The 12,459-nt window shown below is 65.8% G+C and carries 13 protein-coding genes; 9 read left to right on the top strand and 4 right to left on the bottom strand.

Annotation, left to right across the window (positions count from 1 at the left end; translation table 11 throughout):
• The first annotated feature begins 123 nt into the window (after window positions 1-123).
• Window positions 124-498 carry a hypothetical protein gene (locus tag IVB24_RS25430; RefSeq protein ID WP_247769450.1) on the top strand — a complete coding sequence of 125 codons (375 nt, stop codon included), beginning with the start codon at window positions 124-126 and terminating at the stop codon, window positions 496-498.
• Between the two features lie 4 nt (window positions 499-502).
• Here IVB24_RS25430 and IVB24_RS25425 read toward each other — a convergent pair whose 3' ends face one another.
• Entirely contained in the window at window positions 503-1,771 is a 1,269-nt protein-coding gene (locus IVB24_RS25425; protein ID WP_247769449.1) for a polysaccharide deacetylase family protein, read from the bottom strand.
• 177 nt (window positions 1,772-1,948) lie between these two features.
• A complete protein-coding gene (locus IVB24_RS25420; RefSeq protein ID WP_247769448.1) occupies window positions 1,949-2,722 on the bottom strand; it encodes a polysaccharide deacetylase family protein in 774 nt (257 codons plus the stop codon).
• Between the two features lie 115 nt (window positions 2,723-2,837).
• Here IVB24_RS25420 and mgtE point away from each other — a divergent pair, with 115 nt between their 5' ends.
• From mgtE to IVB24_RS25400, 4 genes are all read left to right on the top strand, one after another.
• The gene (gene mgtE / locus IVB24_RS25415; RefSeq protein ID WP_247769447.1) at window positions 2,838-4,259 is read left to right on the top strand and encodes a magnesium transporter; all 1,422 of its coding nucleotides are present in this window, start codon (window positions 2,838-2,840) and stop codon (window positions 4,257-4,259) included.
• A gap of 177 nt (window positions 4,260-4,436) precedes the next feature.
• Window positions 4,437-4,754, top strand: coding sequence for a helix-turn-helix domain-containing protein (locus IVB24_RS25410; RefSeq protein WP_247774172.1), 318 nt, complete (start codon window positions 4,437-4,439; stop codon window positions 4,752-4,754).
• Window positions 4,755-4,921: 167 nt separating this feature from the next.
• Entirely contained in the window at window positions 4,922-5,740 is an 819-nt protein-coding gene (locus IVB24_RS25405; RefSeq protein ID WP_247769446.1) for an aldo/keto reductase, read from the top strand.
• A gap of 49 nt (window positions 5,741-5,789) precedes the next feature.
• A complete protein-coding gene (locus IVB24_RS25400) occupies window positions 5,790-6,731 on the top strand; it encodes a hypothetical protein (RefSeq protein WP_247769445.1) in 942 nt (313 codons plus the stop codon).
• Between the two features lie 974 nt (window positions 6,732-7,705).
• Here IVB24_RS25400 and IVB24_RS25395 read toward each other — a convergent pair.
• Window positions 7,706-8,422 (bottom strand): DUF599 domain-containing protein, encoded by a 717-nt coding sequence (locus IVB24_RS25395; RefSeq protein WP_094977471.1) that lies wholly within the window; start codon window positions 8,420-8,422, stop codon window positions 7,706-7,708.
• A 135-nt stretch (window positions 8,423-8,557) separates the two neighbouring features.
• Here IVB24_RS25395 and IVB24_RS25390 point away from each other — a divergent pair, with 135 nt between their 5' ends.
• From IVB24_RS25390 to IVB24_RS25375, 4 genes are all read left to right on the top strand, one after another.
• Window positions 8,558-9,220 carry a glutathione S-transferase family protein gene (locus IVB24_RS25390; protein WP_247769444.1) on the top strand — a complete coding sequence of 221 codons (663 nt, stop codon included), beginning with the start codon at window positions 8,558-8,560 and terminating at the stop codon, window positions 9,218-9,220.
• A gap of 306 nt (window positions 9,221-9,526) precedes the next feature.
• Complete coding sequence (locus IVB24_RS25385) at window positions 9,527-9,730, top strand: hypothetical protein (protein ID WP_018321158.1); 204 nt, start codon at window positions 9,527-9,529, stop codon at window positions 9,728-9,730.
• A gap of 159 nt (window positions 9,731-9,889) precedes the next feature.
• Window positions 9,890-10,846 (top strand): hypothetical protein, encoded by a 957-nt coding sequence (locus IVB24_RS25380; protein ID WP_247769443.1) that lies wholly within the window; start codon window positions 9,890-9,892, stop codon window positions 10,844-10,846.
• Between the two features lie 42 nt (window positions 10,847-10,888).
• Window positions 10,889-11,329: a DUF1489 domain-containing protein gene (locus IVB24_RS25375; protein ID WP_247769442.1), complete on the top strand. Its 441-nt coding sequence runs from the start codon at window positions 10,889-10,891 to the stop codon at window positions 11,327-11,329.
• Here the strand turns inward: IVB24_RS25375 and panC are convergent.
• Window positions 11,326-12,177: a pantoate--beta-alanine ligase gene (gene panC, locus IVB24_RS25370; protein WP_247769441.1), complete on the bottom strand. Its 852-nt coding sequence runs from the start codon at window positions 12,175-12,177 to the stop codon at window positions 11,326-11,328. The two genes, IVB24_RS25375 and panC, sit on opposite strands and share 4 nt — an antisense overlap.
• Window positions 12,178-12,459 lie beyond the last annotated feature (282 nt).

The raw sequence follows: 12,459 nt of genomic DNA, 5'->3' as shown, positions 1-12,459 counted from the left end.
TGCAGTATCTTTGTTGAAACAAAGTTGGCGTAGACGGGCCGTCTCAACCCAGCCCCCGGTCTGGGTCCCGATCCCGCATTCGCAGCACCATCCGGCTGCGTACCGTTCAAGGCCCCAGCCAGCATGGTTTTCCTCAGCTTCGTCTATCGCTTCTTCACCAACTTCGCGTTCATGGCGGTGGTCTATTTCAGCCTGAACTTCATGGAGAAGTATCCCAACCGGGCCATACTTGCGATCCTGGTGCTGGTCTATGCCGCGATGCGCGCCGCCTCGACGCTGCGCGCGTTCTACTTCTTCCAGAAGATCGAGAAGCTGGAAGCGGAGACGCGGCGCCTTCAGGGCCCGATCAATGACGGCTCCGGAGGAACGAACGCGCGCAAGCAGGTGATCGCCGACGTTGCCCGGCTGCGCCGCGACGGCGAGCTCAAATCCTATATGGATCTGTTCTTCCTGGCGCTGATCGTGCTGCTCTGCGTTGCCGCCATCATGCGGCAGTGAGGGTTTAAGCGCGCTTCTTCGCGCTGGTGGCGACGCGGATCGAGCGCGGCGTCGCGCTCTTGGCCGGCGCGGCAGGCTTTGGCGCGGCCGCTGCCGCATGCGCGATGTGCCGGCCCTGGAGCCTGGCTATCTTACCCTTTGCCGTCTTGCCCCTGGCCGCATGCGGCGTCTCGGCGGCCATTGCCAGCCGCGCCGCGGCACGCCGCGACAATGTCGTCGACAGCAGCACCTCGACCGAGCCTTCCGGAATCGCAAACAGGGCGCGGCCGGGCACGGGCAGGGCGGATGCGACGTCTAATTGACCCTTGGTCCGGCGCGGCAGCAGCGGCTGATGCCCGGTCTGCGCATTGAGGTCGGCGAGCGCGGGCGCCGGAAGCGTCCTGGTCTGCGTGAACACGAAGCTCGGAACGGAAGGCCAGCGCGCGATCGGCACGGTCTCGGTCGGCGGGTGCAGCAGCCATTCCACCGGCGTGGTCGGCGTCGCCGGCCGCTCGGGGGTCGCCGGCACAACATGGACGATGCGATAACCGCGCGCCTTGAGGTCGCGGATGATTTTTGGCAGCGCCGCGACCGTGCGGGCCTGGATGTCGTGCAGCAGCAAAATGCCCTTGCCCTTGGCCTCCAGCCGCTGGATCGCGAGTTGATAGACGCGGTCGGACGACACATGGCGCCAGTCGTCGGCCGGGAAGTCGGCGCTCCACACCTGGACGCCGCGCGAGATCAGATAGTCCTCGACGCCCTCGGCGCGCATCAGGCCGGGAATGCGGAAGAACGGCGCCAGCTTGGACGGATCGGTCATCGCGGCCGAGGTCCACTCGATGCCGCCGTTGATCTCGGGTTCGAATTTTTCGGCCGGCATCCGGTTGAAGGTCAGCGGATGGTTCATGCTGTGGGTGCCGACGGTGTGGCCCGCCGCCACCAGCTTGCGCACGCCTTCGGGGTTCGCCTTGGCCTGGCTGCCGATGATGAAGAAGGTCGCCTTGATGCACTCGTCGTCGAGTATCTTGAGGACCTGATTGGAATATTTCGGCAGGGGACCATCGTCGAAGGTCAGGACGACCTCATGGTCCTTCAGGGGCAGCGTCTCGCGGTACTGCATGGTGCCGATCCGCGGATGCTCGCGCGGATCGACCACCAGGGTGCGGGAGGTCCCGAGCGCGTCTGGATGGCCGGGACAGTCGGCCGCAAGCGCCGCCGGTGCACCGACCGTCAAGAATCCGAGGCAAAGGACGATCCACGATCGCGTCCGCAAGACAACGCCACTTCCGATCATGAACCCGTCTGCCTCATACGCGATTGCCACCATAGTAGGTCGGAGACAGCATGAAACGGTTCAGGCACCAAGAGCCTTTCCCATTGCAAAGTCCCATTCCATTTGCATCGGGTAGCATGAACGGAGTGTTAATAGGGCTCGGATCACCCCATTTTGCGACGGCGTGACTTTCCGGCATCAGCGCGCATCGGCGTTCTTCTGAGGCGCGCCGGCCGGCACGATGTGGACCACCCGATATCCGTTCTCCCTCAGATACCGCAGGAAGGCAGGCATGATCGCGGCGGTCCGCGCCTTGGGGTCGTGAAACAGGATGATGCCCTTGCCGGCCGCCGCAAGGCGCTCCGTGACCAGCTTCAGTTCCTGCTCCGGCGTCATCTCGTTCCAGTCGCTGGCCCAGAGGTCGGCGCCGAATACCACGATGCCGCGCGACTGGAGCAGGTCGAGCTGCGCTTGCGTCGCATCGAAATAGGGGAAGCGGAAGAACGGCGTCGAGGGCGTCGTCGTCGAGGCGCCGTGCAGCGCCATCTCGTCGGCCGCGATGCCGCGGTCGATCTCGCTCTTGGCCTTGTCGAACGGAATCCGCGCCATGAACGGATGCGAGAAGGTGTGGTGGCCGATGGTGTGGCCCTCGCGGGCGATGCGCTTGACCATGTCCGGCTGCTGGCTGGCGTGCAGGCCGATCAGGAAGAAGGTCGCGCGCACGCATTCCTGCGCCAGCGCCGCCAGCACCTTCGACGTCGTCGGCGGGTTCGGTCCGTCGTCGAAGGTCAGCACGACCTCGTGATCGGCGAGGGGCAGCGTCTGCGGAAAGCTCTTCAGGCCCACGCGCGGCGTGGTCCTGGCATCGACGCTCAGCACGCGCGAGGTGCCGAGCGCGTCCTTGCGCGGACACTCGGCGGCCACGGCCGAAGCGATGCCGATCAAGACAGCGAGGGCTGCGCCCGATGACATCGAGGTCCACCTCCGTCGAAGCATCTTTGTCATTGCGCTCGGCTTTGCCTTGTGGGTATTGCCTGACCGTCAGCTCAGGCCACCAGATCCAACCTGTCAAACGGCGAGGCGCACCATGGATGAACATATGGACGGTGCCCCGACCGCTGCGGATTCGGTACTCGACCACGTGCCGATGCGCAATGAAGACGGCGATATCAGGCACGAATTCGTCGAGGAAATCGCCCATGCGATCGAGGCCGGCGACAGCGCCTCGCTGCGCGCCTGCGTCGCCGAGCTGCACGAGGCCGATCTCGGCGATCTCATCGGCGCCCTCGAGCCCGACGACCGGGTCCGCCTGGTTGAACTGACCGGGCGCGATTTCGACTTCTCCGCACTGAACGAGCTCGACGAGGGCGTGCGCGAGGACATCCTCGAGGAACTGCCGCCGGAGACCGTCGCCGAAGGCGTTCGCGAGCTCGAATCCGACGACGCGGTGGAGCTGCTCGAAACCCTCGACCAGGCGGATCAGGAGGAGATCCTCGAGAAGCTGCCGCTCAAGGAGCGTGTCGCGCTCGAACGCAGCCTGCTGTATCCGGAGAACTCGGCCGGACGCCGGATGCAGAACGAGTTCATCGCGGTGCCCCAGGATTTCACGGTGGGCCAGGCGATCGACTACATGCGCGAGACGCCGGATCTGCCGGACCGCTTCTACGAGATCTACGTCGTCGACAAGGACCAGCACTGGCAGGGTGCGGTCTCGCTCGACGTGCTGCTGCGGGCGCGCCGCCCGGTGCCGCTCACCGAACTGACCGACGAGGACCGCCGACGCGTCTCCGTCCTGGAGGACCAGGAGGAGGTGGCGCGCATGTTCGGCAAGTACAATCTCGTCGCGGCTCCCGTGCTCGACACCCAGGACCGCCTCGTCGGAGTCATCACCGTCGACGACGTCGTCGACGTCATCGAGGAGGAGGCGGACGAGGACCTCAAGGCGCTCGGCGGCGTCACCAGCGACGAAGAATTGTCAGACACCGTGTTCACCATTGCGCGCGCGCGGTTCAACTGGCTGCTGGTCAATCTCGCCACCGCCTTCCTGGCGTCCTCCGTGCTCGGCCTGTTCGAGGGGCAGCTGGAGAAGATGGTCGCGCTCGCCGTGCTGGCGCCGATCGTCGCGAGCCAGGGCGGCAATGCCGCCACCCAGACCATGACGGTCGCGGTGCGGGCTTTGGCGACGCGCGAACTCGGCGCTTCCAACGCCTGGCGCGTGGTGATGCGCGAAGGCATGGTCGGTCTCGTCAACGGGCTCGCCTTTGCCGTCATCACGGGGATCGCGGCGGTGGCCTGGTTCAGGATTCCGGGCCTCGGCATCGTCATCGGGCTTGCGATGGTCTGCAACCTGATCGCCGGCGCGCTCGGCGGCATCCTGATCCCGATGGCGCTCGAACGCGTCAGGGCCGACCCGGCGGTGGCGTCGGGGACGTTCGTCACCACGGTGACGGATGTGGTCGGGTTCTTCTCGTTCCTGGGGATTGCAACGCTCTGGTTCGGGCTGAGGTAGGTCTCACCCCACCGTCATTCCGGGGCGCGCCACTTGGCACGAGCCCGGAATCCATTTGTCGACGTACTCCGGTTCACGATGGATTCCGGGCTCGCGCTCCGCGCGCCCCGGAATGACGCCAACTATCTTTAATCCGAACTTAAGCGACCTGCCGCATCATCGCCCGCGCTTGGGGGACTGGACATGCGGTTGCGGTTGAAGGCGGATGGACGGGTCGTCGAGATGCGGAACGGACAGGAATTTCCGGTCCAGCCGTCTCCGGTCGAGCCCACGGTCACTGCAGCGCCGGCCGACACCTGTTCGCTCGCGGTGCGCGATTTGCGCCGCCGCGCCTGCCTGACCCAGATGGAGTTCGCCGCCAAGCTCGGCGTTCCCGTCGAGACCATCCGCAACTGGGAGCAGGGCAAGCGCGCTCCGCGGGGACCGGCCCGCGCGCTGCTCGCGGTGATCGCGCACGCCCCGGATACGGTGTTCCAGGCGCTCGCCAAAGCCTGACGCCAAAGCCCTGACGTTGAGGGCTGCCAGGCCCGACGCGAACCTCCCGTTAGCATTGCGGCAAATATCCCGCTGAACTGCCGCGGCCTTCCGTTGGCAGCGTCGTGGGCCGGGTCCATAGTGAGGCCTGATGACGTCAGGGGCTGCGCAACAGAAAAGGAGCCCTCATGCTGTTCGTCGAGGCCAATGGCGCACGGATCCCGGCGATCGGGCTCGGGACCTGGGAGCTGAGCGGAAGACCTGCGGCCCGCGTGGTCGAGCAGGCGCTGCGGCTCGGCTATCGCCACATCGACACCGCGCAGGCCTACGACAATGAACGCGAGGTCGGCGACGGCTTGCGCGCCTCGGGCGTGCGCCGCGACGATGTCTTCCTCACCACCAAGGTCTGGACCAACCATTTCGCGCCGCACGATCTCGAGCGCTCGGTCAAGGAGAGCCTGGCCCGGTTGCGGCTTCCCTCCGTCGATCTGTTGCTGCTGCACTGGCCCAATTCGCACGTGCCGCTGGCGGAGACGTTGGGCGCGCTGTCGCATGCGAAGACGATGGGCCTGACCCGTCACATCGGCGTCTCCAATTTCACGGTGGCGCTGATCGAGCAGGCGGTCGCGCTGTCGCCGGAGCCGCTGGTCTGCAACCAGGTCGAATACCACCCTTATCTGGACCAGGCGAAGGTGAGGGCGGCCTGCGACCAGCACGGGCTTGCACTCGTCGCCTACAGCCCGATCGCCAGGGGACGCATCAAGTCCGACCAGACGCTCGCCGAGATCGGACGCGCCCACCACAAATCGCCGGCCCAGGTCTGCCTGCGCTGGCTGGTGCAGCAGAATGTCGCTGCGATCCCGCGCACCTCGCGCGTCGAACGCCTGTCCGAGAACATCGAGATCTTCGATTTCGAGCTGTCGGAAGACGAGATGAGCCGGATCGCCGCACTCGCCAGTCCGAAGGGGCGCCTGACCGACTTCGGCTTCGCCCCAAAATGGGATTGAGAGGGGGCTGGGGTATGCTAGGACCGCGACGGCAACCCAAGATCGGTCGATGGAACTGCGGAAGATCATACGGACGGACATTGCGGCGTCAGCAATCGCGCATCTGACGCTGGTGGCGCTGATCATCGTGATCAGCGAGGTCCATCCGTTTCGCAGCCAGCAGCCGGAGACCGTGACCGTCGACATCGTCACGCCCGAGCAGGTGAAGGAAGAGATCAAGCAGCAGGAGGCGAAGGAGGCGGCCAAGGAGAAGCCGCCGGAGCCCGAGTTCAAGCTGCCGAAGCTGGACGTCACCGACAAGGCAGACCCGGCGGCGAAGCCCGCGGACAAGCCGCAGGCTTCGCCGCAATCGTCGCAGCAGCCGGCGCAGCAGAAGCAGCCGCAGCCCGCGCAGACGCCTAAGCTGCGCGAGGCCGCCGCGCAGCCGCAACAGTCCCCGCCGCAACAGCAGCCGCCGCAGCAACAACAGCCTCAGCCGCTGCCGCAACCGCCTCAGGCGATGCCGCAGCCGGAGGCACAGCAACCGCCGCCCCAGTCCGCGCCACCGCCGGCCTATCAGGCTGCGCAACCTGACGTCACCGTCAAGTACGGCGTCATGCTAGGCCTGCCGCCGGAATTGCCGCCGGAGCTGCCGAAGGAATCCCCCAAGGACGATGGCGGCGATGCCAAGGATTCAATCGCAGCCAAGCTGCCGGCTGAAGTCATCGCCGAGCTTCGTCGCCATTTGCGCAGCTGTGCGAAATTGCCGGCCGGACTAAGCCCCACCGACGCCGTTCGCATCAAGCTGCGCGCGGTGTTTGCGACCGACGGCACGCTGGCGCGCGAGCCGATCCTGATCGAGGCGCCGCCGTCCGCGAAAGGCGTGGCGCTCATGAAGTCCGCCATGAGCGCGCTCCAGGACTGCCAGCCTTACAAGATGCTGCCCGCCAATCTGTACGGCGAATGGAAGGTCATGGACCTGCCGTTCAGCCCGCGCGATTTCGGCGGGTAGCTCCCGTAGCCCGAGTGAGCGCAGCGATACCCGGGACAGTGCCCGTCGAAATCCCGGATGTCGCGGAGCCTGTCATCGGGCGGCGCTTCGCGCCGACCCGTTGGCTCATCCGGGCTACTGACCGTTGCCTGTGTCGCCCGCTGTCAATCCACGCGCGCAAAAATATTCCACTTTACCGAAATTCGGTTTCGGCGTATGTGTCGCTCATCCCGGCTCACCCAAGAGGGGCGACTTGTCGTCGTCATGTTCGCGAGCCGGGCTTGCGGTGGACGCGGCAGCGTCGGCACGAGAGGTGCGGGCAGGGCGGGTAGTCCCTGTGAGTCCGTAACCGCGTGCGGACGACGGCGCTGTCAGGCTTCGTCTCGCTCGTAAGTTTCCGGCTCTGTCGACGGAGTTCGGGAATACTGCGGCGACATGGCGGGCCGTGCGTACGGCAAAACCGTGTGGTCCTGGCCGTCGTTGCCACGGTCAAGCTGTTCGAAGATGTGCGCGAGCCCAACCGGGTGGACGGCATCGTCAATTCGAACGGCGAGGGAGGCCAGAAGGAATGGTCGGCTCCCGGGAGATCACGGCATAAGCCGTCCGACCACTGCGCAGGGAAGGCCGAGTGATCGGCGACACCTGTATGCTGCTGTGCGGTCTTTTTTGCGCGTGCCTTTCGCGCAGCGGACCGCGGGTGCCAGCCGGCACCCGGCCTTCCCTGTGCCCTCTTGGATTTAGAGGGTGAAAAATGAAACAAAGCTCGGGCGAATTGCGCCGCGAGGACGCGAAGGCGTGTCTGCAAGCCGAGCTGCTTGTCACAAGCCGGATCTCGTAGGGTGGGCAAAGCGGAAGCGTGCCCACGTCTTTGTTTCCTATGGAGGGAGATCGTGGGCACGGCGCTATGCGCCTTTGCCCCCTACGGCAATTGCTGCTGGGATCTGCATTTGGAGCATTGCAATGACGATGTGGAGAACGCGTGCGCGACGGACGCCTCAATGACCGCGCTTCATTCCCGCATCGCCATCCGCCACCTCCGGCGCCATCGCCGCCCATGCGCTGGACGCGAACTGCCGCCGCCACGTCACCACCACCACGGCGGCCGTGGTCACGAACAGCAGCCAGGGGCTGACGAACCAGCCGAGATAGCCGAGCGCGAAGAAAAAAGCGCGCTGGCCGCGGTTGAAATGGCGGCCGGCGGATTCGAACAGGCGCGCGGTGCGGATGACATGGGCCTCGGCCTCCGGTGTGTCGCGCCGCTCGGCCGGCGGCATGCCGCCGAACAGGATCGCGACATAGTTGAACAGGCGATAGGCCCAGGCGAATTTGAAGAAGGCATAGACGCAGATCAGCACGAGGCCGACGCATTTCAGTTCCCACATCGCCGGCGAAGTGCTGAGGTCGATAGGCAGCTTGCTCAAAATCATGATGGCGTCGTTGGTGGCGTGCAGCAGCGCCAGCGCGCCGCCGAGCGCGATCAGGCTGGTCGAGGCGAAGAAGGCGGTTCCGCTCTGCAGCGAGGCCATGATCTGCATGTCCACCATGCGCGTCTCACGATCGAGCAGCCGGCGCACCCAGACCTCGCGATAGCGGTTCATGCGCGCCGACAGGCTGTCGCGGCCGTAGGCCGAATGCTCAAGCGTCAAGGCATAGACCAGCCATTCGATGATGAAGAAGCCGACGGCGGTGATGTCGACCCAATGCCTGCTCATGTCTGTCTCATGTCCGTCTCTTGGCGAGGACGGCAACGATTGCCACGCACGGCGGGGCGCAGCAACGATTGATTGGCGGCAGGCGATGGCGTTAAAAGCGGCTCGCTCCAGCACGTTTCGGGAAGGACTGATGACATGGCTGCGCTGAAACTCGCGATCGGCAACAAGAACTACTCGTCATGGTCGATGCGGCCTTGGCTCGCGCTTCGCGCCAACGACATCCCGTTCGTGGAGACGCTGATCCCGCTCTACACCGACGACCCCGCGGACAAGGAGCAGATCCTGTCCTTCAGCCGTGCCGGCAAGGTGCCGGTGCTGGTCGACGGCGACGTCACGGTGTGGGACTCGCTTGCCATCATCGAATACATCGCCGAGCGCTATCCCGAAGTGAAGCTGTGGCCCGGCGATGTCGCCGCGCGCGCGCATGCACGGTCGGTTTGCGCCGAGATGCATTCCGGGTTCGTGCCCCTGCGCAATGAATGCGGCATGAACCTGCACCGGCCGATCCGGCCCGTGGCGCTGTCGGCCGACGCCAAGGCCAACGTCGCGCGTATCGAGGAGATCTGGCGCGAATGCCGCACGCGCTACGGCGCCAAGGGTCCATTCCTGTTCGGCCGCTTCGGCGCGGCGGACGCGATGTACGCGCCGGTGGTGCATCGCCTGCGCACCTATGCGATCGACGTCGCGCCCGACACCACGGCCTACATGGAGACGATGATGGCGCTGCCGGCGTTCCAGGAATGGACCCGCGACGGGCTGGCCGAAACCCTCGTCATCGCGAAGTTCGAGGACGCCTGACCGCCGGTTCCGAACGAGGCCGCTGGCTGTGTGCCCGCTGGCGGCGCTCGGGTTCCAGACATCGACGGTGCCATGGGATACCCGGGCTGCGACCGGCCCTGCGACATGCGGCCTTAACATGCGGCTCCCGACGGTATCATCGGCCCGCCGGTTGCATCCCTATCATTCTGAAAAGACTGCAGGATTTGCGCGTTTGCCATGCTGGCATCGCACTGGCCAAAACGGCTGGCTGCGTGCTATACAGCACGTGGGTTTCTAGTCGGCCGTCGCAGTGGGACCATGGGCGAGGCAGGCGCTGTTTGAGTGATGGAGAGGGTGTTGAAGCACAAATTTCCGATTGGAACGCGCGTTTTGTTCACGGCAAGCAACGTCGCGCGCCCAGCTGCCAGCGGCTCGTACGAGGTCATCCGCCTGCTGCCGACCGACGGCGACGACTGCCAGTACCGGATCAAGAGCTCGACCGAAGCCTTCGAACGCGTCGCCAAGGAAAGCCAGCTCGCGCTCTCCTGAAGACTGATGCGCCCCGCGCATTCGCGCCTCCTGCGGAAATTGTGTTCTGCCGCCGTCAAAAGGCCAGCTTCACCTTCGCAAGGTGGGCGTGGGGGCAGTTGCCGACTCGCGGTGCTCGCTTGACCATTTGCTCTCTGCTCGCGTGAGGGGACGTCGCGCATGAACTGGGCTTGGGCCACTTCGCTCGACCAAATCTGGCGCTCGCCGGCCTTTCCGATGTGGATGACGCTGGCGGCTGCGGGATTCTTCGGATTGATCCTGCTGATCACGCTGTCGCGCGCCGACAGGTCGATCGCCAATGGTGCGCTGACGGTGATCACGCTGCTGTCCATCGCGATCGCCGGAGCGGCCACCATGCGCGTCTACGGACCGTCGGGGCAGGACGCACCGACCGAGGCGCGCGCGCAAAACAACACCGTCATCGCGAGCCTGCCGGCTCTGTCCTGTCTCGACGATCTCGCCGGCGATACGGTCGCCATTGGTTGCGAGAAGGCCCTGTTCGGCTCGCCGGATGCCGCGGCTGCGGCCGTCTCCTATACCGCGGCCCGAATCGACCGGCTGACCGCGCTCGGTGACGCCGCGACCGCCGAGAAGAGCCTGACGACGGACTTGAAAGTGCTGCGCAAGGCGCTGGAGCACGATCGCTACGGCCTCGTGGCGCAGGTGCTGGTCGTGCGGGACGGCTGCACGCAGTTCGACTGCGCCGCGTTCCGCTCGCTGACCGACCAGCAGCAGGTTGCCGCCAACATGGATTCCCATCTCTACGACACGCTGGTCGCGCGCCATGCGCCGACCTGGAACGCGCCTGCAACGGTGCCGGCCACTGCCGCGTTCGCCGGGCTGCCGCCCTCGATGCCGACGGGCAAGCCGACCAGCGCTGAGTTCCCGAGCGCCGCGTCGACACCGCCGGTGAGCATCATGAATCCGGAGCCCACCGCGACGACGCGTCAGGCGGCGCCGGCACCGCGCGCGCCGGCAGCCGCTTCGGCACAAGCCGCCGCGCCGGCCGCGAAGAAGCCGCCGGCTCCGAAGGCTGCGCGTGCCCCTGCAGCACCGGTTCCGCTCGTACCGCCGCCGGCGTCGGTTGCGGCTCCCGCGGCTGCGGATAACGAGTAGATCGGCATTCCAAATGCGGTGCTGCCCGGCTAATGCTTGGGCATGCCGCTACATCTGATCAAGCTCGCCGTTGGCTGCGAATCCGTCAAGGAATTGAAGGAGTGGATCGCCGAAAGGATGCAGACCGCCAAGAAGAAGGGTCTGCCGCAACATCACATCCACATCACCCGCATGGTGCCCAAGCGCGACGCCGAGATCCTCGCGGGCGGGTCGCTCTACTGGGTGATCAAGGGCGAGATCGCCGCGCGGGAAAAAATCATCGGCATCGAGCCGTTCCGCGACAAGGACGGCATCGGGCGCTGCCGCATCGTGATGCAGCCGAAGGTCGTCTCGGTGTCGCCGCGGCCGATGCGTCCGTTCCAGGGCTGGCGCTATCTCACTGATGATTCCGTGCCGAACGATCTCGGCAAATCCGCCGCCGGCTCGATCGCGGCGATGCCGGAGCCGATGCGGCGCGAATTGCGCGATCTCGGGCTGCTCTAGACCGCGATATTGTCGATCAGCCGGGTTGTGCCCAGCTTGGCCGCGACCAGGATCCGCAGCGGGCCGTCCTTGCGCGAGGTGACCGGCGCCAGCGTCTCGGCATGGCGCGCCTCGTAATAATCTAGCGCAAAGCCGGCTGCCTCGATCGTCGCGGCGCCGCGCCTCATGGCCGACGCGACCGCTTCGCCGGCACGGATGCGGCCGGCGCTGTCCTTCATGGCACGGTAGAGGACGGCGGCGGTCTGCCGCTCCTCGGGCGACAGATAGACGTTGCGCGAGGACATCGCGAGCCCGTCGCGCTCGCGCACGGTGCGCGAGCCGACGACCTTCACCCCGAGGTCGAGGTCCCGCGCCATCTGCGTCACCACCCGCAGCTGCTGAAAATCCTTTTCGCCGAAGATCGCGAAGTCCGGCCGGACTTGCGTGAACAGCTTGCCGACGACGGTGGCGACGCCGCCGAAGAAGTGTGGGCGGAAGCGGTCCTCGAGGCCGGCGAGCGCCGGTCCCTCCGGCACGATTCGCGTGGCGAAGCCCTCCGGATACATCGCCGCGATGCCGGGGTGCCAGACGATATCGACGTCCTCGGCCGCGAGCTTGGCGATGTCGGCCTTCCAGGTGCGGGGATAGTTGCCGAAATCCTCGGTCGGGGCGAACTGGGTCGGGTTGACGAAGATCGAGACCACGACTCGGCTGGCGCGCCGCTTGGCGAGGCGGGCGAGAGACACATGCCCGTCATGGAGGGCCCCCATGGTCGGCACCAGCGCGATGGTGGCCTTTCGCTTGCGGAGATTGTCGACAGCGCGGCGCAAGGTCGGGACCGTGCGGGCGATCAAGGGGCTTGCTGACATCAGGACTCGACAGGGTTTTAGAATCGGCGCGCCATGACCTGGCGCCAGGGCGACTAACCTTAACAAGCGGCGATCGTGGACGCCATGCATCCCGATGCGGCACAGCATCCCGCATGGTCGCGCACGGCTTCGCGGCATTGTGGACTGGATTACACACGAAGATTGGCGCTGCTATTCATGATCAAGAACGGCGCAGCACGATTTGCATGACCTGTCACGCATTTCACTTGACCGCAGACGCGGCCAACTCGAAGATATTCACTTGAGGTGTTGAGGATCGCC

Source organism: Bradyrhizobium sp. 192, from assembly GCF_023100965.1.
Lineage (GTDB): Bacteria > Pseudomonadota > Alphaproteobacteria > Rhizobiales > Xanthobacteraceae > Bradyrhizobium > Bradyrhizobium symbiodeficiens.
Note: the sequence above shows the minus strand (reverse complement) of the source record. Positions and strands in the feature narration are given on the sequence as shown.

What these genes read in the sequence shown, in the direction of transcription:
- IVB24_RS25430 (WP_247769450.1), top strand. Translation starts at nt 124, where the DNA reads ATGGTTTTCCTCAGCTTCGTCTATCGCTTCTTCACCAACTTCGCGTTC.
- IVB24_RS25425 (WP_247769449.1), bottom strand. Translation starts at nt 1,771, where the DNA reads ATGATCGGAAGTGGCGTTGTCTTGCGGACGCGATCGTGGATCGTCCTT.
- IVB24_RS25420 (WP_247769448.1), bottom strand. Translation starts at nt 2,722, where the DNA reads ATGTCATCGGGCGCAGCCCTCGCTGTCTTGATCGGCATCGCTTCGGCC.
- mgtE (WP_247769447.1), top strand. Translation starts at nt 2,838, where the DNA reads ATGGATGAACATATGGACGGTGCCCCGACCGCTGCGGATTCGGTACTC.
- IVB24_RS25405 (WP_247769446.1), top strand. Translation starts at nt 4,922, where the DNA reads ATGCTGTTCGTCGAGGCCAATGGCGCACGGATCCCGGCGATCGGGCTC.
- IVB24_RS25400 (WP_247769445.1), top strand. Translation starts at nt 5,790, where the DNA reads ATGGAACTGCGGAAGATCATACGGACGGACATTGCGGCGTCAGCAATC.
- IVB24_RS25395 (WP_094977471.1), bottom strand. Translation starts at nt 8,422, where the DNA reads ATGAGCAGGCATTGGGTCGACATCACCGCCGTCGGCTTCTTCATCATC.
- IVB24_RS25390 (WP_247769444.1), top strand. Translation starts at nt 8,558, where the DNA reads ATGGCTGCGCTGAAACTCGCGATCGGCAACAAGAACTACTCGTCATGG.
- IVB24_RS25385 (WP_018321158.1), top strand. Translation starts at nt 9,527, where the DNA reads ATGGAGAGGGTGTTGAAGCACAAATTTCCGATTGGAACGCGCGTTTTG.
- IVB24_RS25380 (WP_247769443.1), top strand. Translation starts at nt 9,890, where the DNA reads ATGAACTGGGCTTGGGCCACTTCGCTCGACCAAATCTGGCGCTCGCCG.
- IVB24_RS25375 (WP_247769442.1), top strand. Translation starts at nt 10,889, where the DNA reads ATGCCGCTACATCTGATCAAGCTCGCCGTTGGCTGCGAATCCGTCAAG.
- panC (WP_247769441.1), bottom strand. Translation starts at nt 12,177, where the DNA reads ATGTCAGCAAGCCCCTTGATCGCCCGCACGGTCCCGACCTTGCGCCGC.